Annotated in this window: 17 protein-coding genes; 2 read left to right on the top strand and 15 right to left on the bottom strand. The window is 58.9% G+C overall.

The genetic code is table 11. The features are described from left to right. Positions 1 to 38 precede the first annotated feature (38 nt). A complete protein-coding gene (locus PL640_RS06005; protein WP_271361090.1) occupies positions 39 to 1,322 on the top strand; it encodes a DNA polymerase IV in 1,284 nt (427 codons plus the stop codon). Positions 1,323 to 1,493: 171 nt separating this feature from the next. Further along, positions 1,494 to 2,732: a L,D-transpeptidase family protein gene (locus PL640_RS06000; RefSeq protein WP_271361089.1), complete on the top strand. Its 1,239-nt coding sequence runs from the start codon at positions 1,494 to 1,496 to the stop codon at positions 2,730 to 2,732. Positions 2,733 to 2,754: 22 nt separating this feature from the next. On the opposite strand, the gene dnaE is transcribed toward PL640_RS06000, so the two are convergent. The 15 genes from dnaE to nuoG all read right to left on the bottom strand — a co-directional run bounded on the left by dnaE (position 2,755) and on the right by nuoG (position 23,919). Beyond that, on the bottom strand, positions 2,755 to 6,258 hold the full coding sequence (dnaE, locus tag PL640_RS05995) for a DNA polymerase III subunit alpha (protein ID WP_271361088.1): 3,504 nt from the start codon (positions 6,256 to 6,258) through the stop codon (positions 2,755 to 2,757). 468 nt (positions 6,259 to 6,726) lie between these two features. Next, positions 6,727 to 7,410: an ABC transporter ATP-binding protein gene (locus tag PL640_RS05990; RefSeq protein WP_046800302.1), complete on the bottom strand. Its 684-nt coding sequence runs from the start codon at positions 7,408 to 7,410 to the stop codon at positions 6,727 to 6,729. A 15-nt stretch (positions 7,411 to 7,425) separates the two neighbouring features. Next, positions 7,426 to 8,733, bottom strand: a complete 1,308-nt coding sequence (locus PL640_RS05985) for a lipoprotein-releasing ABC transporter permease subunit (protein ID WP_142839616.1) — start codon at positions 8,731 to 8,733, stop codon at positions 7,426 to 7,428. 127 nt (positions 8,734 to 8,860) lie between these two features. Further along, complete coding sequence (gene proS, locus PL640_RS05980; protein WP_271361087.1) at positions 8,861 to 10,183, bottom strand: proline--tRNA ligase; 1,323 nt, start codon at positions 10,181 to 10,183, stop codon at positions 8,861 to 8,863. Between the two features lie 702 nt (positions 10,184 to 10,885). Beyond that, positions 10,886 to 11,191: a DUF1467 family protein gene (locus PL640_RS05975; RefSeq protein WP_271361086.1), complete on the bottom strand. Its 306-nt coding sequence runs from the start codon at positions 11,189 to 11,191 to the stop codon at positions 10,886 to 10,888. 351 nt (positions 11,192 to 11,542) lie between these two features. After that, positions 11,543 to 13,210 carry a ribonuclease J gene (locus tag PL640_RS05970; RefSeq protein ID WP_271361085.1) on the bottom strand — a complete coding sequence of 556 codons (1,668 nt, stop codon included), beginning with the start codon at positions 13,208 to 13,210 and terminating at the stop codon, positions 11,543 to 11,545. A 207-nt stretch (positions 13,211 to 13,417) separates the two neighbouring features. After that, on the bottom strand, positions 13,418 to 14,158 hold the full coding sequence (locus tag PL640_RS05965; RefSeq protein ID WP_271361084.1) for a biotin--[acetyl-CoA-carboxylase] ligase: 741 nt from the start codon (positions 14,156 to 14,158) through the stop codon (positions 13,418 to 13,420). Positions 14,159 to 14,184: 26 nt separating this feature from the next. Beyond that, the gene (gene nuoN, locus PL640_RS05960; RefSeq protein WP_142839612.1) at positions 14,185 to 15,627 is read right to left on the bottom strand and encodes an NADH-quinone oxidoreductase subunit NuoN; all 1,443 of its coding nucleotides are present in this window, start codon (positions 15,625 to 15,627) and stop codon (positions 14,185 to 14,187) included. Positions 15,628 to 15,645: 18 nt separating this feature from the next. After that, positions 15,646 to 17,157 (bottom strand): NADH-quinone oxidoreductase subunit M, encoded by a 1,512-nt coding sequence (locus PL640_RS05955; RefSeq protein ID WP_142839611.1) that lies wholly within the window; start codon positions 17,155 to 17,157, stop codon positions 15,646 to 15,648. Further along, positions 17,157 to 19,154 carry an NADH-quinone oxidoreductase subunit L gene (gene nuoL, locus PL640_RS05950; protein ID WP_142839610.1) on the bottom strand — a complete coding sequence of 666 codons (1,998 nt, stop codon included), beginning with the start codon at positions 19,152 to 19,154 and terminating at the stop codon, positions 17,157 to 17,159. The genes PL640_RS05955 and nuoL overlap by 1 nt, the downstream gene beginning before the upstream one ends. A 7-nt stretch (positions 19,155 to 19,161) precedes the next feature. Next, on the bottom strand, positions 19,162 to 19,470 hold the full coding sequence (nuoK, locus tag PL640_RS05945) for an NADH-quinone oxidoreductase subunit NuoK (RefSeq protein WP_003521516.1): 309 nt from the start codon (positions 19,468 to 19,470) through the stop codon (positions 19,162 to 19,164). Positions 19,471 to 19,497: 27 nt separating this feature from the next. Then, positions 19,498 to 20,112, bottom strand: a complete 615-nt coding sequence (locus PL640_RS05940) for an NADH-quinone oxidoreductase subunit J (protein WP_052818538.1) — start codon at positions 20,110 to 20,112, stop codon at positions 19,498 to 19,500. Between the two features lie 137 nt (positions 20,113 to 20,249). Next, on the bottom strand, positions 20,250 to 20,741 hold the full coding sequence (nuoI, locus tag PL640_RS05935) for an NADH-quinone oxidoreductase subunit NuoI (RefSeq protein ID WP_142839609.1): 492 nt from the start codon (positions 20,739 to 20,741) through the stop codon (positions 20,250 to 20,252). A gap of 36 nt (positions 20,742 to 20,777) precedes the next feature. Beyond that, the gene (nuoH, locus tag PL640_RS05930) at positions 20,778 to 21,824 is read right to left on the bottom strand and encodes an NADH-quinone oxidoreductase subunit NuoH (RefSeq protein WP_006312706.1); all 1,047 of its coding nucleotides are present in this window, start codon (positions 21,822 to 21,824) and stop codon (positions 20,778 to 20,780) included. A gap of 13 nt (positions 21,825 to 21,837) precedes the next feature. Then, positions 21,838 to 23,919, bottom strand: coding sequence for an NADH-quinone oxidoreductase subunit NuoG (gene nuoG / locus PL640_RS05925; RefSeq protein ID WP_271361083.1), 2,082 nt, complete (start codon positions 23,917 to 23,919; stop codon positions 21,838 to 21,840). Positions 23,920 to 23,954 lie beyond the last annotated feature (35 nt).

The raw sequence follows: 23,954 nt of genomic DNA, 5'->3' as shown, positions 1-23,954 counted from the left end.
GAGTAAGGTCGGCAACGTTCTGGTTTTGTTTTCGCCCCATGTCCACGTCGCACCGCTATGATCCCGGTTTCTGCCGCGACTGTCTGGCTGGCCAGCCAGCGGGTTTGAGGCGTTGCCGCGCCTGTGGCAGCCCGCGTCTCGTCTATCATGACGAGCTTTACGATCTGAGCATCGCCCATATCGATTGTGACGCCTTTTATGCGTCCGTTGAGAAGCGCGACAATCCGGAGCTGGCCGACAAGCCTGTCATCGTCGGCGGTGGCAAGCGGGGCGTGGTTTCGACGGCCTGCTATATTGCCCGCATTCAAGGCGTGCGTTCCGCCATGCCGATGTTCAAGGCGCTGGAGGCCTGTCCGGACGCGGTGGTCATCAAACCCGACATGGAAAAATACAGCCGTGTCGGACGCGAAATCCGCGCCATGATGCAGGAATTGACGCCACTGGTGCAGCCGCTTTCCGTCGACGAAGCCTTTCTTGATCTCGCTGGCACAGAGAGGCTGCATCATGACCCGCCGGCGCGCGTGCTGGCGAAATTTGCAAAGCGCGTGGAAAAGGAAGTCGGCGTAACCGTCTCGGCCGGACTTTCCTACTGCAAGTTTCTGGCCAAGGTTGCATCCGACCTCAACAAGCCGCGCGGTTTTTCGGTGATTGGCGAGGCGGAGGCGCTTGCCTTTCTGGCGACGCGGCCCGTAACCACGATCTGGGGCGTGGGCAAAGCCTTTGCTGCTACGCTGGAGGCGGACGGTATCCGCATGATCGCACAGCTGCAGGAGATGGAAGAAGGCGATCTGATGCGCCGTTACGGCGTGATGGGCCAGCGGCTTTTCCGGCTTTCACGCGGCATCGACGAGCGGCATGTGCACAATAACGACCCGGTCAAAAGCGTGTCTTCCGAAACCACCTTCTTCAACGACATTTCCCGCCATGAAGACCTCGTGCCGATCCTGCGCTCGCTTTCCGAAAAGGTCGCATGGCGGTTGAAGAAGAACGGCATTGCCGGCCAGACCGTGGTGCTGAAGATGAAGACGGCCGATTTTAAGATCCGTACCCGCAACCGCAAGCTTGATGACCCCACCCAGCTTGCCGACCGGATTTTCCGCACTGGTCTTTCGATGCTGGAAAAGGAAACCGACGGCACGAAATTCCGCCTGCTCGGCATCGGCGTCAGCGATCTGCGCGATGCGGGCCTTGCCGATCCTCCTGATCTCGTCGACAGGCAGGCCGGGCGGCGAGCGGCGGCGGAAGCGGCGATGGACAAGCTGCGCGACAAGTTCGGCAAGGGCAGCGTCGAAACCGGCTACACATTTGGTACGCGCAAATAGCGATTTGATCTAGGGCCCCGGGAACTGCGCATCGGCCGCGTTCCGCCGCTTCATGACAACGTATTTTAGATTTTACACAAATTAGTGATGTTGCGGCCGCACCGTCCTTAAGCTTCCTTAAACTTCGCATGGTTGAGTGGAGCAAGTTTTGTGCATGTGGTGTATTGCGTCATGTCCCTCCGCCTCCGTCTTCTGACCGGCATGCTGTCGGCCAGCATTCTCGCCTTCCCGGCGCTTGCCGCCGATAGCAGGTCGCTGCAGATCCTCGTTTCGAAAAGCGACCAGTCGCTTTCGCTTTACGAAAATGGCGAAATCATCGCCACCTCAAAAGTCTCCACCGGCAAGGCCGGGCATGAGACGCCGAGCGGCATATTTTCCATTCTGGAAAAACGGAAATACCACGAGTCGAATATCTATTCGGCCGCACCCATGCCCTTCATGCAGCGGCTGACATGGTCCGGCATTGCGCTGCACGAAGGCAAGGTGCCGAATTACGCGGCTTCACATGGCTGCGTGCGCCTGCCTTCGAAATTCGCCAAGTCACTTTTTGGAGACACCGCGACCGGGGTGCATGTCATCATCACCGACCGCCCGGTTTCCCTGCGTTTCGTGCAGCATCCGGCGTTGTTTGAACCGCGTGACGATAGTGATGACGGCAAGCTGCTTTTATCGGATGTTGAACTGCGCCCCGCAACCTTCGATGCGGCTTTGGGCACCGTCGAAGTTGCCGTCAATGAAAAGACGCAAGCGCTTAAGCCGGCATTGAAGGCCAAGGCCGCCTCGCCCCTGCGCATTCTCATCACCCGGCGTGGCGAGCGGGAAAGGGTGATGGATATTCAGGCCGTATTGACCCGTCTAGGCTTCGACGCCGGCGCAGCGGATGGGTATGCCGGAGAGATGACGGTGAGCGCCGTGAACGGTTTCAAGCGCTGGAAGGGGTTGAAGACCACCGGACCGCTTCTCACCGACGCCTTCGTAGCGGCGCTTTACGAATCCGCCGGCGAAAACCATCCACCGAATGGCCAGATCATGGTGCGGCAGGATTTCAAACCGCTATTTGAGGCGGCCATTGACATCAGGGATCCCGAAGTCGCGCTCGGAACGCATTTCTTCGAGGCCGTTTCCGTCGATCGCGCCGCCGGGACCGCCGAATGGAACGGCGTGACGCTCGAAAACCATCTGCCGAACGCAGCCCGCAAGCGGCTTGGCATTACCGTTGCCGAAGCACCCGGCGGTTTCGATCAATTGAGCGCCGTACTTGGCCGTCTCGACATACCGGCGGACATTCGCTCCCGCATTGAACAGGAGCTTTCAACCGGCAGCTCGATCACCGTTTCCGATATCAGTCACCAGCTGGAGACAGGAACCGGAACCGACTTCATTACCGTGACGAAGGAAGGGCCGGTTTGAGGACGCGTGAGCGTCTGAACCCTTAAACCAGTTCCACATCAACGACGCCGGGAGCGGCGCGAAGTGCTGCGGCGATCTCAGGTGAAATGCGGTATTTCTCTGTCAGTTCCACTTCGATCTCGCGGCTGCCCTCATCCTTGATGACGATGAAATAGACCGACCCGTCGCCCTTGGTATTGAGGTGGCGGGCGACGGTTTTCAACGGGCCGGAATCGCGCACATAAACGCGCAGCGCCTTCTGCATCTGCACCGACTTCTCCTCCAGCGACTGAGCCGTCTGGATGCGCAGACCGATGCCTTCCGGGCGTTCTTCCGCCTGCACGGTGATGACAAGCGATTTGCCGACCTCCAGCAGCTCCCGGAACTGAGCGAGCCCTTCGGAAAACAGCACCGCCTCATATTGCCCCGACGCATCCGAGAAGGTGACGATGCCCATCTTGTTGCCGGTACGGGTCTTGCGCTCCTGCTTGCCGGTGACGGTGCCGGCCAGACGCCCGGCGGTGGCACCCTGTTTCACGGCGGCGGAAAAATCGGCGATATTCTGCACACGCAACTTTTCCAGCACGGGGCGATAGGTGTCGAGCGGATGGGCGGTGAGGTAAAAACCGAGTACCTGATATTCACGCAACAGCTTTTCCGAGGCAAGCCAAGGCTGGAAGGCCGGCAGCACCAGCTTTTCCGGGCCGTTGCCACCACCGGAACCGAACATGTCCGACTGGCCGATGGTGCGGTTGTTCTGCGCCATCTGCGCATAACCGATGATACGGTCGAGCCCGCCAATCAGTTCGGCGCGATCGCGGCCGAAACAGTCGAATCCGCCTGCATTGATGAGGCTTTCCAGCACACGCCGGTTGATCTGTTTGGGATCGATACGAAGGCAGAAATCCTCAAGGCTCGTGAACGGCTTGTCGCCGCGCACTTCGACGATATGTTCGACCGCGCCCTCGCCGACCCCCTTGATGGCGGCCAGCGAATAATAGATGCGGTTTTCACCGGTCTCGAACTGGCGGAAAGACGTCTGCACCGAAGGTGCTACGACCTCGATGCCGAGGCGGCCGGCATCCTGCCGGAAATCGTTGAGCTTTTCCGTGTTCGCCATATCGAGCGTCATGGAGGCTGCCAGGAACTCCACCGGATAATGCGCCTTCATATAGGCGGTCTGGTAAGAAACGATGGCGTAAGCGGCGGCATGGCTCTTGTTGAAGCCGTAATTGGCGAACTTTGCCAGAAGGTCGAAGATGGTGTCGGCCTGCGGTTTCGACACGCCGTTCTTGATGGCGCCATCGACGAAACGCTCGCGCTGCTTGTCCATCTCCTCCTTGATCTTCTTGCCCATGGCGCGGCGCAGAAGATCGGCTTCGCCAAGCGAATAACCTGACAGGACCTGGGCGATCTGCATCACCTGTTCCTGATAGACGATAACGCCCTGCGTTTCCTTGAGCAGATGGTCGATGGTGGGGTGGATGGACTCCAGCTCCTCCTCGCCATGTTTGCGGGCATTATAGACCGGGATATTTTCCATCGGGCCCGGGCGATAAAGCGCCACCAGCGCGATGATATCCTCGATGCAGTCGGGGCGCATGCCGATCAGCGCCTTGCGCATGCCCGCACTTTCCACCTGGAACACGCCGATGGTCTCGCCACGCGACAACATCTCATAGGTTTTCGTGTCGTCCAGCGGAATGGCGGCAAGATCGACCTTGATGCCGCGCTTGGCGACAAAATCCACGGCGACCTTCAATACCGTCAGCGTCTTCAGGCCGAGGAAGTCGAACTTGACGAGACCGGCGCTTTCCACCCATTTCATGTTGAACTGGGTGACCGGCATGTCGGAGCGCGGATCGCGATACATCGGCACCAGCTTCGACAGCGGCCTGTCACCAATGACGATACCGGCGGCGTGGGTGGAAGCGTGGCGGTAAAGCCCTTCGATCTTCTGGGCGATATCCAGGAGGCGGGCGACGACGGGTTCCTTGTCCGCCTCTTCCTGCAGGCGTGGCTCTTCCTCGATGGCCTTTGACAAAGGCGTCGGGTTGGCCGGGTTATTGGGTACCAGCTTGCAGATCTTGTCCACCTGCCCATAGGGCATTTCCAGCACGCGGCCAACATCGCGCAATGCCGCACGCGCCTGCAGCGAACCGAAGGTGATGATCTGCGCCACCTGCTCGCGGCCATATTTGCGCTGCACATAGCGGATCACCTCTTCGCGGCGATCCTGGCAGAAGTCGATGTCGAAGTCCGGCATCGAGACACGTTCGGGATTGAGGAAGCGCTCGAACAGCAACGAGAAGCGCAACGGATCGACATCGGTGATGGTCAGCGCATAAGCCACAAGCGAGCCGGCGCCCGAACCACGGCCGGGACCGACAGGGATGTCCTGCTGCTTGGCCCATTTGATGAAGTCGGCAACGATCAGGAAGTAACCGGGAAACTTCATGCGCGAGATGACGCCGAGTTCGAAATCCAGTCTCTCGCGATAATCCTGTTCCGTATAGCCGGGCGACATGCCGAGCGCCGCAAGCCGCTGGTCGAGCCCCTCCACCGCCTGGCGGCGAAGCTCCTCTGTTTCGGCATGTTCGGCCGCTTCCGGATCTTCGCTGGCGCCGGTGAAACGTGGCAGGATGGGCCCGCGCTTTTTCAGCACATAGGAGCAGCGCAGCGCAATCTCGACGGTATTTTCCAGCGCCTCAGGAAGGTCGGCAAACAGCGCCGTCATTTCCTGCCGGCTTTTCAGATAATGATCGGGTGTCAGGCGGAAGCGGCTGTCATCGGAAACGATGGCATTATGCGCCACCGCCATCAGGGCGTCATGCGCCTCATAGTCTGCCTTGGAAGGGAAAAACGCCTCGTTGGTGGCAACCAGCGGAATATCATGTTCATAGGCAAGGCCGATCATGCGTCGCTCGTGGGAGCGGTCATAACCGGACTGGCGCTGCAATTCGATGTAGAGCCTGTCACCAAAGAGCGACTTCAGCGTCAGCAGCCGCTCTTTGGCCTGTGCGGCATGGCCCTCCTTCAACGCCATATCGACAGGACCGCCAGTGGCGCCCGTCAGTGCGATGAGCCCGGCATTGGAGGCCTCTTCCAGCCATGCGCGGGTAACATGCACGGAATGTCCGCCACTGCCCTCGCCTTCCAGATAGGCGCGGCTGATCAGGTCCACCAGCCGCTCGTAACCTTCGGCATTGGCGGCCAGAAGCACGATGGCGGGGAGTTTGGCGAGATGGCTGTTGTGATTGCGGCGATCCTCCGCCGCATCCTGCATGTCGATAGACACCTGGCAACCAATGATCGGCTGCAGACCTTCGTCACGCGCTTTTTCGGAGAACTCCAGCGCAACGAAAAGATTGTTGGTGTCGGTGATGGCAATTGCCGGCTGGCCATCTGCAACGGCCTTGGACATGATTTTCTTGAGGGGTAATGCCCCCTCAAGCAGGGAGTAAGCGGAATGAACCCGCAAATGGACGAAACCAGGCGTTTTCAGCGTTTCGTCAGAGTTTTCTCTACGCACAACCGTATCGCCCATATCGTCGTCCTGTCATTCTGAATCGAGGGGGCGATTTTCCGATTTCCGGCGCTTAAAGTCCACAGCCTTGCGGCCTCCATACAGGCTTCTGCGCCGGTGTTTCCTTCACAGGGCAGTGAGGATCACCGAAAAGCTGGCAACAAAGACAGCGATGGAAGCGAAAGCGGCAACGTCACGGATGAAATCAGTCATTGGTCTCTCCTTACTCGTTATGTTCCAACTTTGTTCTCATTTTGTTCGATTGTCAACAGGGTTTTACTGATATTCCCCTTGCTAACGCGGCAGAATCGGCTGCGGTTCCGTTCCCATGATCGGCAAGCCCCTGACTCCAAAGCGAAAAAACCCGGAGGTTAAAACACCTCCGGGTTCGGAAAAAATTCAATTGTGGAAGAAGGAGCCGGCCCATGGAGGAGCCGCAGCGAAGCGACTCAGCCGTCTCGACGATATCGCCGGCTCAGACCGTGATGATCAGAAATCGACGATCTTGCCGTCTGCAAGCGTGACGCGTCGGTCCATGCGGGCAGCGAGGTCGTGGTTATGGGTGGCGATCATCGCCGCAAGGCCGGACTGGCGCACTAAGGCCTCCAGCGCATCAAAAACATAATGCGCGGTTTCGGGATCGAGGTTACCGGTCGGCTCATCCGCAAGCAGCAGAAGCGGCGCATTGGCAACCGCGCGCGCAATTGCCACACGCTGCTGCTCGCCACCGGAAAGTTCGGCCGGGCGATGTTCGCCGCGATGGCCAACGCGCATGTAGTCCAGCAGGGCGCTGGCACGCTTGCGCGCTTCGGCCTGTGTGAGACCGGCGATAAGCTGCGGCATCATCACATTTTCTACCGCCGAAAACTCCGGCAGGAGGTGATGGAACTGATAGACGAAGCCAATGTCGCTGCGGCGGATCGCAGTGCGGGTTTCATCCGGCAGACCGTTGCATGGCGCGCCATTGATGAAAACCTCACCCGCGTCAGGGTGTTCCAGAAGCCCCGCCAGATGCAGCAGTGTGGATTTTCCGGTACCGGAGGGGGCGACGAGCGCCACCATCTCACCGCTCCTCAATTCAAGATCTGCCTTGCGCAGAATGGAAAGCGACGTCTCACCCTGACCATAGGTCCGTTCCACGCCGGTAAGCCGCAGCACTGTTTTTTTTGCCATATTGCGAAGCGGTCCTTATTCGTAACGCAGGGCCTGCACCGGATCGAGCTTGGAGGCCCGCCATGCTGGAAAGATCGTTGCCAGGAAAGAAAGCGTCAGCGCCATGATGACGACGGTGATGGTCTCGCTGATATCCATTTCGGCCGGCAGCTGGCTGAGGAAATAAAGCTGCGGGTCAAACAGCACCGTACCGGATATCCAGGAGAAGAACTGCCGGATGGATTCCACGTTGAGGCAGACGATGACGCCGAGCGCCACGCCGGCAAAGGTGCCGACCGTGCCAATGGCCGCTCCGGTCATGAAGAATATCCGCATGACCGCGCCGGAACTGGCACCCATGGTGCGCAGAATGGCGATATCGCTGCCCTTGTCCTTCACCAGCATGATGAGGCCGGAAATGATGTTCAGCGCCGCCACCAGAACGATGAGGGTCAGGATCATGAACATCACGTTTCTTTCCACCTGCAGGGCGGAAAAGAAGGTCTGGTTCCGCTGTCGCCAGTCGGTGATATAGATCTGCCGTTCGGCGGCCTGCTCCACCAGCGGCCGGATGCCGTCAACGTCATCGGGGCGGCTGACATAAAGCTCGATGGATTGCACGATGCCGTCGGCATTGAAATAAAGCTGGGCTTCAGACAGCGGCATGTAGATCATCGACGCGTCATATTCTGACATGCCGATCTCGAAGACGCCTGATATCTTGTAGGATTTGACGCGCGGATTGACGCCCATCGGCGTCACGTCGCCTTCCGGCGAAATGAGGGTGATATCATCACCCGCCGTTACGCCAAGCTGTGCGGCAAGCCGCGAGCCGACCAGAACGCCGTCGCCCGCCATGAAGCCGACGAGATCGCCGGTCTTGATGTTGCTGGCAACTTCCTTGATCTTGTCGATATCCTCCTGGCGCACGCCACGCACCAGCGCGCCGGAGCCTGCGCCGCCTCGGCCGGAGGCCAACGTCTGGCCTTCCACCAGCGGCAGGGCCATGGTGACGCCCGGCACGGCTGAAAACTTCTTCGCCAGCTCATCATAATTATTGAAGGGCTGGTCGATCGGCTGGACGATCATATGGCCGTTAATGCCGAGAATGCGCGAAATCAGCTCGGTACGGAAACCGTTCATGACAGCCATGACGATGATGAGCGTTGCAACGCCCAGCATGATGCCGACAAAAGAAAAACCGGCGATGACGGAAATGAACGCTTCCTTGCGCCGCGACCGCAGATAGCGCCAGGCCACCATGCGTTCAAAAGCGGAAAAAGGCCGGGCGGTCTTTTCCCGGGCGGAAGGAGCCGCACCCTTGTCAGCATCGGCTTTTGCCATGTCGTCTCCCTGATCTCAATCTGCAGGATCGGTCTTTTCCAAAGATCGGTCCCAATCGTAACGGCGCCTGCGCCATAAAACCGGAGCGGTCTTCGCATGAAGGCCGCTCCCATCTTTCCGTTCGTGCTTAGGCAAGCGCCTTGTTCATTGCCGCCTCGATTGTGACGGTTTCACGTTCACCGGTCTTGCGGTCCTTCACTTCGACTTCGCCATTCGCAACAGAACGCGGGCCGACGATGATCTGCATCGGCACACCGATCAGATCGGCGGTGGCAAACTTCTGGCCCGCGCGGTCGTCGGTATCGTCGTAAAGAACATCCTTGCCGGCGTTGGAGAGCTGATAATACAGCTTTTCGCAAGCCGCATCACAGGCCGCATCGCCAGCCTTCATGTTGATGACAACAACATCAAAAGGCGCGACCGAGGCCGGCCAGATGATTCCGTTCTCATCATGCGATGCTTCAATGATGGCGGGAACAAGGCGTGTCGGGCCAATGCCATAGGAACCCATGTGGACAGGGTGTTCCTTGCCGTCCTTGCCCTGCACTTTCGCGCCCATCGGCTCGGAATATTTGGTGCCGAAATAGAAGATGTGGCCAACTTCGATACCGCGTGCGGAAAGACGCTCACCATCCGGAATGGCATCATAGGCTGCTTCATCATGCATTTCGGAGGTGGCGGCATAATCGGCCGTCCACTCATCGAATACACCCTGAAGGGCTGCGACATCGTCAAAGTCGGTGTTTTCTGCCGGGATGGAACGGTCGAGGAAGCTCTTGTGGCAGAAGACCTCGGATTCACCGGTATCAGCCAGGATGATGAATTCATGGCTGTGATTGCCGCCGATCGGGCCGGTATCGGCGCGCATGGGAATGGCGCGCAGGCCAAGGCGCTCGAAGGTGCGCAGGTAAGCCACGAACATCTTGTTATAGGAGTGGATCGCGTCTTCCTTGGTCAGGTCGAAGGAATAGGCATCCTTCATCAGGAACTCACGCGAACGCATGGTGCCGAAACGCGGACGCACTTCATCGCGGAACTTCAGCTGGATATGGTAAAGGTTCAGCGGCAGGTTCTTGTAGGACTTCACATAGGAACGGAAGATGTCGGTGATCATCTCCTCATTGGTGGGGCCATACAGCATCTGGCGGTCCTGGCGGTCCTTGATGCGCAGCATCTCCTTGCCGTAATCGTCATAACGGCCGCTTTCCTGCCAGAGCTCGGCGGTTTGCAGCGTCGGCATCAGAAGCTCGATGGCGCCGGAACGGTCCTGCTCCTGGCGGATGATCCTGTTGACCTTGTCCAGCACGCGCTTGCCGAGCGGCAGCCAGGAATAAATGCCGGCCGATTGCTGCCGGATCATGCCCGCGCGCAACATCAGGCGGTGGGAGACGATCTCCGCTTCCTTGGGATTTTCCTTCAGGATGGGCATGAAATAACGGCTGAGACGCATGACGGCTTCCATTGATGTGGACGACGGCGCGCAAAGGCGCGGGAATCGCCCCGAATAAAGGGATATTGGCGCCGGATATAGCCGTTTCCCGCCAAGAAGAAAACCCGCCATGAAAAGAGCGTTGAAGGCGATTTCGTGGCATTTTCGAGATAGCTAATTCGCGTCAAAACGCTTTGACCGGAATATTATTCTTGATCCGGTGCGACAAATTGCACCATAGAGAATTTTTTGCCGACTGTAACAAATATGCAAAAAATGAGATGACAAGCATGGGTGATTGAGCTAGCTTTAGCTTACAAAAGAGGCAAGAAGTTTAAATTCTTGTCATTTTCGCGGTCAGTCTTGGGAGGATCAGATCTTAGGCGCGCTCGTCGCTGCCCCGGCAACGGTTACAGATCACGCGAAACCTGGAAAACAAGGCTGAAAGGCCTTGTTTTTTTTTGATTCAACACATGGTAACGCCCCGGCGGACTATTCCGGTAAAATTGTGACGGTGAATCAGCCGCCCAATATGCTTATGCTGTGTGCACGACAGAGATGACATCCATATGACAAGCCGCGGATACGCCTTGCAGCGATACGGATAGTGCTGCCCTATTCTCAGTCATCCCGGTTTTGAGGTAGACTGCATTCGCTACGTTGCAAACGTGACGGAGCCACTTTTTCCAGGTCACGAATGCAGTGGAATCAAGCTCCGATACTTCAGTCGTAAACCGGGACAATTCTCGGGAGATCATCAAGGCTGAAACCGAACCACCAGGATCCGCCGTACCACACACCACAGATCAGCGCCGATATCAGTGTTGTCCACAGAACGACGCGGCCGCCTCGGAAGCGGGATGGTGCGCTGGCAATGGTGCCAAGCGCCACATCGCCGTCTTCCGCCTGGGTGCGAAGTCCAATCGGCAACACAACAAAAAGCACCGTCCACCAGACGATGAAATAAACGGCGAAGACCGAAAGAAGCGGCATGTGATCCTCCTGCACAATGGGCTTCTTGTAACGCATTCATCCGTAAAGCGGAATCACTTCTCGGCAAGAAGCGCAAAAAGCCTTGGAAGCAGGAACAGAACCGTGCTGGCGACGTCGTCCAATGGGAAGAAAAGTCAGGCCAATTGTGCCGACGTCATCCTGGTGCCTGCCCCGAGGATCGGCCAACCTATTGATTTTATTCGGCGCCGTTAGATCCTCGGTACAGGGCCGAGGATGCCATTGAGTGAATGTCCACCCTTCACCACCGACTCCAAGGGGATTGCAGCCTGTCCGGAAATTCAAACCGGACAGCAATGGGACAAGCCCGGGGTGACGGAGTGCGGATGACACAGATCACCCGACACATCAGTCTTGCGCGGCTCCGGCTCAAACCTTGGTGACGAAAACCGTTACGATCGGCTTCTTGCCCCAGGTCTGGTTGGCAGCAGCGCGAACGGCGCGGCGCACCGCTTCACGCAGCAGTTCCAGATCCTTGCGACGGGCGCGGGGAATGCTTTCCACAGCACCGAGAACCGCGTCGTAAAGCGTGTCCTCCATGTCCTCGCCCTCGTCATCGAATTCCGGCAGGCCGAAGGGCACGACATCGGGATCGCCGAGGAAATCGTAACGGCTGTCCAGCACCACGTTGACGGAGACGTGACCGGCGAAGGACAGCTTGCGGCGATTGCTGATGCCCATCTCATCCATATCGCCGATGAGATTGCCGTCCTTGAAGACGCGGCCATGCGGTGCATCATCGATGACTTCCGCAGGACCGGGGGCCAGACGCAGAATATTGCCGTTGCGCACCTTCGGCACCTGCGAAATGCCGGCCTGCTCGGCCAGTTCCTTCTGCGCCACCAGATGCGCCGCCTCGCCATGGACGGGCACAACGATCTGCGGCTTCGTCCACTCATACATCTTCAGAAGCTCGTTGCGGCGCGGATGGCCGGAAACGTGGACCAGAGCCTCATTGTCGGTGATGATATGGACGCCCTGCTCGATCAGGCCGTTCTTGATATCGATGATGGCCTTTTCATTGCCGGGAATGGCGCGAGAGGAAAACACCACCGTATCACCGGACGCGAGCGCCACATTGCGCATCTCGTCACGCGAAAGCTTGGCAAGCGCGGCACGCGGTTCACCCTGCGAACCGGTCAGGATCAGCACCACCTTGTCGCGTGGAATATAGCCATATTCGTCTTCGGCCAGAAATGGCTGGATGCCTTCCATGATGCCGAGGTCCTGCGAGACGTTGACAACGCGCTTCAGCGACGAGCCAAGCAGCAGCACCTCACGGCCCGCCGCCTCTGCCGCCTGGGCAATCGAGCGGATACGCCCGACATTGGAGGAGAAGGTGGTAACGGCGACACGACCTTCGGCATTTTCAATGATCTGCCGCAGGCCTTCGGAAACCTCGTGTTCGGAAGGCGACACGCCATCGCGTACCGAGTTGGTGCTGTCGCACATCAGCGCCAGCACGCCCTCTTCGCCGATGGCGCGGAAACGGGCCTCATCCGTCAACGGCCCGAGCGACGGAGCCTCATCGATTTTCCAGTCGCCGGTATGGATGAGATTGCCGAGCGGCGTGCGGATGACCAGCGACATTGGCTCCGGGATGGAGTGATTGACGCCGACGGCCTCGATTTCGAACGGACCAACATTGATGCGGTCGCCCGCCTTGAAGGGAGTGATCGGAATTTCGGCGCGGCTGCCTTCATAGGCGCGCTTGGCTTCCAGCATGCCGGCGGTGAAACCCGAGGCATAGACCGGCACGTTGAGGCCCGGCCACAGATCGTTCAGCGCGCCGTAGTGATCCTCATGGGCGTGGGTGATGATGATGCCTTTAAGGTTTTTCTTCTGCTCGGCGATATAGGTGATGTCAGGCAACACCAGATCGGCACCCGGCAGATCGAGACCGGCAAAGGTCACGCCGCAATCCACCATGATCCATTCGCGCTTGCCTGCCGGACCGTATCCGTAAAGCGCCAGATTCATGCCGATTTCACCGACGCCGCCAAGCGGCAGGAAGACCAGTTCGTCCTGTTTAGCCATTGTTCTTTTTATCCATTCACGAGCGCGTGTGGACGACGGCACTTTGCCGCGCCCCGCGCATGTTTGCAGCATCGGACCTGTTGAACCATCTGATCGACCGGGCCGATGCGGAGCCGGTCTGCCATCCTGCTTTTTATGAGCCACAGGAAAACTCCAACCTGTGGGATCGGGTTCGGCGCGGCGTTTTATAAAGCCGCACCGTCCACCTCATCCAAAAAACACGTCGCCGGCAGCAATGGAGCGCCTTGCGCCCTCGTCCTCGTCCAGCAGCAGATAACCATTATCATCAATTCCGACGAAACGCCCGCCGATCGAACGATCCGGGAAATTGACGGTGATATGTTCGCCAATACCGCAGGCAGCCGCCCGCCAGCCAGCCATGACACCGGCAACGCCCCTGCCCTCATCCCAGTCGCGCAGCACATCCGCCGTTTCCCGAAAGAGATGCGCGAAAAGCTCATCGGCAGAGCAGGAAGCGCCGTGTTCGGACAGCATGGTGACGGGGTAAAGCGGATTATCAGGCTTATGGGCGATATTGATACCGATGCCGATGACGATTGCCCGCCGCCCATCCGGCAGAAGCTCCGCTTCCATCAAAATGCCGCAGGTCTTCTGACGGCCAATCAGCACGTCGTTCGGCCATTTGATCTCTAGCGGCGCACCGCCTGCCGGCAAAACCGCACGGATGGCGCGATAGACAGCCAGTGCAAAGGCAAGCGGCAAAGAGCCGATACGGTCCATCGGCGCAGGATCGATGAGCAAAAGCGAGGCGTAGAGATTACCGGGTTCGGAGACCCATGGCCGGCCGCGACGCCCGCGCCCGCCGGTCTGGCGGATGGCGGTAACCCACAGATTGCCGCCATCGCCCGCCCTTGCACGGGCGAAACATTCGATGTTGGTCGATGGCGTTTCCGCCATCGCCTCGTGCCGGAAGTCATCGATGGACATCCGGCCCGTATGCCGCGGCGTGTCGATCAAAAGAACGTCTTTGCTGCAACCGTGACGGCATTGCCAAGCGCACCGCCGAAGACGACGAAAGCGACAACGAACAGACCCGAAAGCGCATAAACCACCTTCAGTTCGCCCGCCGGACGCTCGAAGCTGCCCTTGGCTTCATCAAACCACATGACCTTGACGATGCGGATATAATAATAAGCGCCGACGACCGAGCCGATCACACCGATGACGGCCAGCGGATAGAGCTTGGCTTCGATGGCGGCAAGGAAGACGTAATATTTGCCGAAGAAGCCGGCGAGCGGCGGAATGCCGGCAAGCGAGAACATCAGGATCGTCAGAACTACCGCCATGAAGGGGTTGGTGGACGAAAGCCCGGCCAGATCCTCGACATTTTCGACATTGCCGATTTCCTTGCGGCGCATGGAGAGAATGCAGGCGAAGGTGCCGAGCGTCATGACCATGTAGATGGTCATGTAGAGAATGACGCCCGAAATGCCTGCCTGCGTGCCGGCGGCAAGACCGACCAGCGCATAACCCATGTGACCGATGGAGGAATAGGCCATCAGGCGCTTGATGTTCTTCTGGCCGATCGCGGCAAACGAGCCGAGCAGCATCGAAGCGATGGAGATGAAGACGACGATCTGCTGCCAGTCGGCAAAGACCGGCTGGAAAGCGTCAACGACGATGCGCACGAAGATCGCCATGGCGCCGATCTTGGGTGCCGCCGAAAGGAAGGCGGTGACCGGGGTCGGCGCGCCTTCATAAACATCAGGCGTCCACATGTGGAACGGCACGGCCGAAATCTTGAATGCAAGGCCGGCGAGAACAAAGACCAGACCGAAGACGAGGCCGAGCGAACGGGTTTCCGACGCCAGAACCTGGGCGATTTCACTAAAGCCGGTATTGCCGGTGAAACCATAGACCAGCGACATGCCGTAAAGCAGCATGCCGGAGGACAGCGCGCCGAGAACGAAGTACTTCAGGCCAGCTTCCGTTGAGCGCAGGCTTTCACGGTTGATGGCGCAGACGACGTAAAGTGCCAGCGACTGCAGTTCCAGCGCCATGTAGAGCGAGATCAGGTTGTTGGCCGAGATCATCAGCAGGATGCCCAGCGTCGCGAGAACCAGAAGCACCGGATATTCGAAGCGACCGATCGGCTCGAAGCGGCCCTGGCCGACAGCAAGGATCATGGCGGTGATGGAGCCGATCAGCGCCAGCACCTTCATGAAATTGCCGAAGGAATCGGCGATGTAGACGCCGCCGAAGGCAACGCCCGATGCCGGGGCGAAAATGATCCAGAGACCGACGACGAGCAGGAGGGCAACGGCGAGGCCGGTTACCGTCGTTGTCGACTTGTCGCCCGAGAAGACGCCAATCATGAGCAGCGCCAGCGCGCCGACCGCAAGGATCAGCTCGGGCGTCGCAATGTGCAGACTGGCAAAAAGGATTTCAGCGGTCATGTCCAACGGGTCCTGTCGTCAATTCATAGAGAGCGCAACATTTTGCGCCGCCTGCAATGCAGCCGAATAGTTGTTTACCAGAAGATCGACCGATGCGGCTGTCGCATCGAACACCGGTGCCGGATAGACACCGAAGAAGATCGTCAGCGCAACCAGCGGATAAAGGATGACCTTTTCGCGGGTTGACAGATCGAGCATCGACTTCAGGCTTTCCTTCTCGAGCGCACCGAAGATCACGCGGCGGTAAAGCCACAGCGCATAGGCTGCCGAGAGGATGACACCGGTTGCCGCAAACAGTGCGACCAGCGTGTTGGCACGGAAGACGCCGACCAGGGTCAGGAATTCACCAACGAAGCCGGAGGTGCCGGGCAGACCGACATTGGCCATGGTGAAGATCATGAAGGCGACGGCATATTTCGGCATGTTGTTGACGAGACCACCATAGGCGGAAATCTCGCGGGTATGCAGCCGGTCATAGACAACGCCGACGCAGAGGAAGAGCGCGCCAGACACGATACCGTGCGACAGCATCTGGAAGATCGCGCCCTGCACGCCCTGAACGTTGGCGGCAAAGATGCCCATGGTCACGTAACCCATGTGGGCGACGGAGGAATAGGCGATCAGCTTCTTGATGTCGTCCTGCATCATCGCCACCAGCGAGGTGTAGATGATGGCGAGAACCGACAGCGTGAAGACGAAGGGAGCGAAATAATCCGAAGCCAGCGGGAACATCGACAGCGAGAAGCGGATGAAACCGTAACCGCCGAGCTTCAGCATGACGCCGGCAAGAATGACGGAGCCAGCGGTCGGCGCCTGAACGTGGGCGTCGGGCAGCCAGGTGTGTACCGGCCACATGGGCATCTTCACCGAGAAGGCCGCAAAACAGGCAAGCCAGAGCCAGGTCTGCATGCCGGCCGGGAAGCCGTATTTCAGCAGTTCCGTCATGTCGGTCGTACCGGACTGCCAGTACATCGCCATGATGGCGAGCATGGTCAGAACCGAGCCAAGCAGCGTGTAGAGGAAGAACTTGTAGGACGCGTAGACGCGATCCTTGCCGCCCCAGACGCCGATGATGATGAACATCGGGATCAGCGTCGCTTCGAAGAAGACGTAGAAGAGAACCGTATCCAGCGCCACGAAGACGCCGATCATGACGACTTCCAGAAGCAGGAAGGCGATCATGTATTCCTTGACGCGCTTCTCGATCGATTCCCAGCTTGCCAGCACGCAGAAGGGCATGAGGAAGGTGGTGAGGATGACGAACAGCATGGAGATGCCGTCGACACCCAGATGATAGGCGGCGATGTTGCCGAACCAGGCGTGTTTTTCGACCATCTGGAAACCGGGATTCGAATTGTCGAAACCGATCCAGATGAACAGCGACACGAGGAAGGTGAAAACGGTCGTCAGCAGCGAGACATTGAGAATGTTGCGGCGACCATAAGGGCCGTTCTCATTTGTCAGCAGCAGGAGCACCACGCCGACCAGCGGCAGAAAGGTGACCGTTGAAAGAATAGGCCAATCGGTCATCAGAGGGCACTCCCGAGCATCATCCAGGTGACAAGCGCCGCGATGCCGATCAGCATCGCAAAGGCATAATGATAGAGGTAACCGGATTGCAGGCGGACCATGCGGTTGGTCACATCAACCACACGCGCTGCAATGCCGTTCGGTCCATAATGGTCGATGACGGCGACGTCGCCCTTCTTCCACAGGAAGCGGCCGAGCGCCTTTGCGGAACGAACGAAGAGGAAGTCATAGAGTTCGTCGAAGTACCACTTGTTCAAGAGGAACTGGTAGAGGCCGCGATGGGTCGCGGCCAGACGCTTCGGCGTCTCCGGCGACTTGATGTACATGTACCAGGCGGTCACGAAACCAAGGGCCATGGCGAAGAACGGGCTCCACTTCACCCACAGCGGCACGTGGTGGAACTCTTCGAGGATTTCATTTTCCGGAAGCGTGAACAGAGCGCCCTTCCAGAACTCGGCATATTCGTGGCCGAAGAAGTAACCTTCGAAGGCAACACCGGCAAAGATCGCGCCAACCGTGAGGATGAAAAGCGGGATCAGCATGACCATCGGCGATTCATGCACATGGTGCATGACGTCGGCGGAAGCGCGCGGCTTGCCGAAGAAGGTCATGAAAGCCAGACGCCAGGAATAGAAGCTGGTGAACAGCGCGGCGATGACCAGCAGCGTGAAGGCGAAACCGGACAGAACCGAATGGGACGCATAAGCGGATTCGATGATGACGTCCTTCGAGAAGAAGCCGGCAAAACCGATCATCGTGCCCGGAATACCAACGCCGGTCAGCGCCAGCGTGCCAACGGTCATGGTCCAGAAGGTGATGGGGATATGCTTGCGCAGGCCACCCATGTAACGCATGTCCTGCTCGCCATCGACGGCATGGATGACCGAGCCGGCGCACAAGAACAGCAGGGCCTTGAAGAAGGCGTGCGTGAAGAGGTGGAATACGGCAGCGCCATAAGCGCCGACGCCGAGCGCCACGAACATATAACCGAGCTGCGAGCAGGTCGAATAGGCAATCACGCGCTTGATGTCGTTCTGCACGAGGCCGACGGTTGCCGCGAAGAAGGCGGTGATCGCACCGATCAGCGTCACGACGGTCAGCGCATCCGGCGACAGCTCAAACAGCGGCGACATGCGGGCGACGAGGAAGACGCCGGCGGTGACCATGGTTGCGGCGTGAATGAGGGCAGACACCGGGGTCGGGCCTTCCATCGCGTCCGGCAGCCAGGTGTGCAGCAGGAACTGCGCCGATTTACCCATGGCGCCCATGAAGAGCAGCAGGCAGACGCCCGTTATAGCATTGGCCTTGTCCAGCTGCATGCCGAACAGGTTGATGACGGTTTCGCTGGAAGCAGCACCTTCGGCCGGCAGATAGGTGCTGGCGGCAGCAAAGACGGTTTCGAGATTGATCGAGCCGAACAGCACGAAGACGCCGGAAATGCCGAGGATGAAGCCGAAGTCACCGACGCGGTTGACGATGAAGGCCTTCATGGCGGCTGCAGAAGCCGAAGGTTTCTTGAACCAGAAGCCGATCAGCAGATAGGACGCCAGACCCACGCCTTCCCAGCCGAAGAACATCTGCAGCAGGTTGTCCGAGGTCACCAGCATCAGCATGGCGAAGGTGAAGAGCGACAGATAGGCAAAGAAGCGCGGACGATGCGGATCGTGGTGCATGTATCCGATCGAATAAAGGTGCACGAGCGTCGAGACCGTGTTGACCACGACGAACATGACGGCCGTAAGCGTATCGATGCGGAAAGCCCATTCGACGTCGATGCCGCCGGACTGGATCCAGCGCAAGACAGTAACCTTGATCACCTCGCCCGGCTCGCCATGGGCGAGTGCCACGGTGAAGAAGACGATCCACGACAGGATGGCGACCACGATCATCAGACCGGTGGTGACATATTCCGACGCCTTGGCGCCGATCGAGCGGCCGAACAGGCCGGCGATCAGGAAGCCGATCAGTGGAAGAAAGACGATAGCCTTGTAGATCATAGCCTTATCAGCCCTTCATCATATTGACGTCTTCGACGGCGATCGATCCGCGGTTGCGGTAGAAGACAACGAGTATTGCAAGACCGATGGCCGCTTCGGCAGCTGCGACGGTCAGAATGAACAAAGCGAAGACCTGGCCGACGATATCGTTCAGGAAGGCCGAGAAGGCCACCATGTTGATGTTGACCGCAAGCAGGATAAGCTCGATCGACATGAGGATGACGATGACGTTCTTCCGGTTGAGGAAGATGCCGAACACGCCGATCGTGAAGAGGATGGCGCTGACCGTCAGGTAGTGGGAAAGACCGATTTCCATATTCTGTTTCCTTGGATCCGTTCGCCTTCAGATGCCCTGGCCCGGCTTGACCTTGACCGTGGTGACGGCGGTCTTCGGGTCGCGGCCGACCTGCGTGGAGATATCCTGCCGCTTGATGTCGGTGCGATGACGCAGGGTCAGCACGATGGCGCCGATCATGGCCACCAGCAGAACGAGACCGGCGAGCTGGAAGAAGTAGACATAATTCGTATAGAGCACATCACCGAGCGCGGCGGTATTGGTGCGCTCTGCGGCCGGCGGGATCGGCATGGTGATCGATTTTGCCGCAACCGGGTTCAGAACACTGCCGCCGACCACGACGATCAGCTCGGCAGCCAGAATGACGCCGATCAGCGCACCGACAGGCGCATATTGCAGCACACCGGAGCGGAGCTCGGCAAAATCCACATCCAGCATCATGACAACGAAGAGGAAAAGCACCGCGACCGCGCCGACATAGACCACCAGCAGGATCATGGCGAGGAACTCGGCCCCCGTCAGCAGGAACAGCGCGGCTGCGTTGAAGAAGGTCAAAATCAGGAAGAGCACCGAATGAACAGGGTTCTTCGATGCGATGACCATGAACGCAGACGCCACGGCGACGAAAGCGAATATATAAAAGAATACAGCGTGCAGACCCATCTTGGTGCCTTCTTGTCCTCATCGGGAGAAGATGGCTTCAAGCCCCCTCACCCGTTTCGTCCCCGCCGGCGAAAACCGCGCAGGCATTTTACTTTTTCATCGCTTTCCGGGGTCTCCCCCGGAAAGACGGTTGCACCTTAACGGTAAGGTGCATCCAGTGCGAGGTTGCGCGCGATTTCACGCTCCCAGCGGTCGCCATTGTCGAGAAGCCTCTGCTTGTCGAAATAAAGCTCCTCGCGGGTTTCCGTCGCGAATTCGAAGTTCGGGCCTTCGACGATAGCATCCACCGGGCAGGCTTCCTGGCAGAAGCCGCAATAGATGCACTTCACCATGTCGATATCGTAACGCACCGTGCGGCGGGTGCCGTCATTGCGGCGCGGCCCGGCTTCGATGGTGATCGCCTGAGCGGGACAGATGGCTTCACATAGCTTGCAGGCGATGCAGCGTTCTTCACCGTTCGGATAACGGCGCAGTGCATGTTCACCACGGAAGCGCGGAGAGACCGGGCCCTTTTCGAAAGGATAGTTCACCGTCGCCTTCTGCTTGAAGAAGTGGCGCATCGTCAGCAGGATCGCGCCGACGAACTCCTTGAGGAACAGTGAATTGACGGCTTGGGAGAGGCTTGCCATCTCAGTCTCCAGATCTTTGAGCGAGGAGTTTGGACATCAACCGGCCCACCCCGTCAGCTTCAATACGAATGCAACGATCACGACCATCGCGAGCGACAGCGGCAGGAAAACCTTCCAGCCAAGGCGCATGAGTTGGTCATAACGGTAACGCGGAACGAAGGCCTTCGTGAGCGCGATCATGAAGAAGACCATGCAGCCCTTCAGCGCGAACCAGACAATGCCCGGCACCCAGTTCAGGAACCATACATCCACGATCGGCAGCCAGCCGCCAAGGAACAGGATCGTCGTCAGGCAGCAGATCAGAACGATCGCAGCATATTCGCCGAGCATGAACATCATGTAAGGCGTCGAGCCATATTCGACCATGTGACCGGCGACAAGCTCCGATTCCGCTTCCGGAAGATCGAAGGGCGGACGGTTGGTTTCGGCAAGGCCCGAAATGAAGAACACGATGAACATCGGGAACAGCGACAGCCAGTGCCAGTCGAGGAACGATGCCGGCAGGCCGATCATCGTGCCGAGGCCGGTGCGCTGGGCAAGAACGATATCCGTCAGGTTCAGCGAGCCGACGCAGAGCAGAACCGTGACGATGACGAGACCGATCGACACTTCATAGGACACCATCTGCGCGGCCGAACGCAGCGCGCCGAGGAACGGATACTTCGAGTTCGAAGCCCAGCCGCCCATGATGATGCCGTACACTTCAAGCGAAGAAATCGCGAAGATGTAGAGAATGCCGACATTGATATTGGCGACGACCCAGCCATCGGCGAAGGGAATGACCGCGTAGGTGGCGAGCGCCAGCGTCACGGCAACCAGCGGCGCCAGAAGGAAGACCGCCTTGTTGGCGCCGGCCGGAATGACCGGTTCCTTGAGGATGAACTTCAAAAGGTCGGCGAAGGACTGGAAGAGACCGAAGGGACCAACAACGTTCGGACCACGGCGCAGCTGCACGGCTGCCCAGACCTTGCGGTCGGCAAGCAGAAGGAAGGCGATGGCCACCAGAAGGCAAACGAGAAGCAGCAGGGACTGGCCGACCATGATCAGCGCGGGCCAGACGTAGCTCCAGAAAAACTGTTCCATAAATCCCCTACCCTTACTCTGCCGCAGCCTGGAAATTGTTGCGGGCCAATGCGGAACACTCGGCCATGACGGCGGATGCACGCGCAATCGGGTTCGTCAAATAAAAGTCTTTTACCGGCGAAGCAAACGCCGACTTGTTGAGCGAGCCGGTCTTGCCGGCCAAAGCCTCGATATCCTGGCCGTTGCCGGCGACGATCTCGTCGGTTTCCGCCAGATGCGGATGCGCGACATAGAGCTGACCGCGCAGCGCCGACAGCGAATCGAACGGCAGCTTCTTGCCGAGAACGTCGGACAGCGCACGCAGGATCGCCCAGTCTTCGCGGGCTTCGCCCGGTGCGAAACCGGCGCGGTTGCCCACCTGCACACGGCCTTCGGTGTTGACCCAGATACCGGATTTTTCGGTATAGGCCGCACCCGGAAGGATGACGTCGGCGTTCATCGCGCCCTGATCGCCATGGCTGCCGATATAAACGGTGAACTTGGCGCCCTTGTTGGACAGGTCGAGTTCATCGGCGCCGAGCAGGAAGAGAACATCCATGGAGGCGACCATGTCGGCGCTAGCAACACCGCCCTCGCCCGGCACGAAGCCGATATCGAGACCGCCAACGCGGGCAGCTGCAGTGTGCAGAACGGAGAAACCGTTCCACTCTTCGCTGACAGCACCGACCGAAACGGCGAGCTTGGCAGCAGCAGCGAGCACGGCGGCACCATCGGCGCGGGCAAGAGCGCCCTGACCGATGATGATCAGCGGGTTCTTGGCGGACTTCAGCTTCTCAACGAAGCTGTGCGAGCCATTGGCCAGATCGGAGAGCGTTTCAGCACCCGAGCCGAGATATTCATAATTGTAGCGCAGTTCACCAGCTTCGCCGATCACGCCGATCGGGAAACCGCCACGACGCCAGCGCTTGCGGATGCGGGCGTTGAGGACAGCCGCTTCGAAACGCGGGTTGGCGCCAACGATCAGCAGTGCGTCCGCCTGCTCGATGCCTTCAATGGTGGAATTGAAGATATAGCTGGCGCGACCCAAAGACGGATCAAGCGCTGCGCCATCCTGACGGCAATCGACATTGGCCGAACCGAGCGAGGCGAGAAGCGACTTCAGCGCGAACATTTCTTCAACGGAAGACAGATCGCCGGCGATCGCGCCGATCTTGTTGCCGGATGTTGCGGCAACAGCCTGCTTGATCGCACCGAAAGCTTCGCCCCAGGTGGCGGGCTGCAGACGGCCATCCTTGCGGACGTAAGGCCGGTCAAGGCGCTGCGTCTTCAAGCCGTCCCAGATGAAGCGGCTCTTGTCGGAAATCCACTCTTCGTTGATCGCCTCGTTGACGCGCGGCATGACGCGCATGACTTCGCGGCCACGGGTATCGACGCGGATGGCCGAACCGAGCGCGTCCATCACGTCGATGGTTTCGGTCTTGTTCAGTTCCCACGGACGGGCGGTGAAGGCGAAAGGCTTGGAGGTGAGCGCGCCGACCGGGCAGAGGTCAACAACGTTGCCCTGCAGCTCCGAGGTCATGGCCTGCTCGAGATAGGTGGTGATTTCGGCATCTTCGCCGCGGCCGATAAGGCCAAGTTCGGCGATACCAGCCACTTCCGTAGTGAAACGGACGCAGCGCGTGCAGTGGATGCAGCGGTTCATGACCGTCTTGACGAGCGGTCCGATATATTTGTCTTCAACCGCACGCTTGTTTTCCGCGTAACGCGAACCGGCGATACCGAAGGCCATGGCCTGGTCCTGCAGGTCGCATTCCCCGCCCTGGTCGCAGATCGGGCAATCCAGCGGATGGTTGATGAGCAGGAATTCCATCACGCCTTCGCGGGCCTTCTTGACCATCGGCGTATTGGTGAAAACCTCAGGCAATTCGCCGTTCGGGCCGCCGCGAACATCGCGCACGCCCATGGCGCAGGAGGCAGCCGGCTTGGGCGGTCCGCCCTTCACCTCGATGAGACACATGCGGCAGTTACCCGCGACCGACAAGCGCTCATGAAAACAAAAGCGCGGAACTTCGGCACCAGCCTCCTCGCACGCCTGCAACAGCGTGAAATGATCCGGAACCTCGATCTCTTTACCGTCAACCTTGAGCTTTGCCATGGTTCTACTTACGTCCTGTTGCCTGTTCGTCCCAT

Origin of the sequence: Agrobacterium sp. ST15.16.024, from assembly GCF_027956545.1 — a bacterium.
Classification (GTDB): domain Bacteria; phylum Pseudomonadota; class Alphaproteobacteria; order Rhizobiales; family Rhizobiaceae; genus Agrobacterium; species Agrobacterium cucumeris.
Note: the sequence above shows the minus strand (reverse complement) of the source record. Positions and strands in the feature narration are given on the sequence as shown.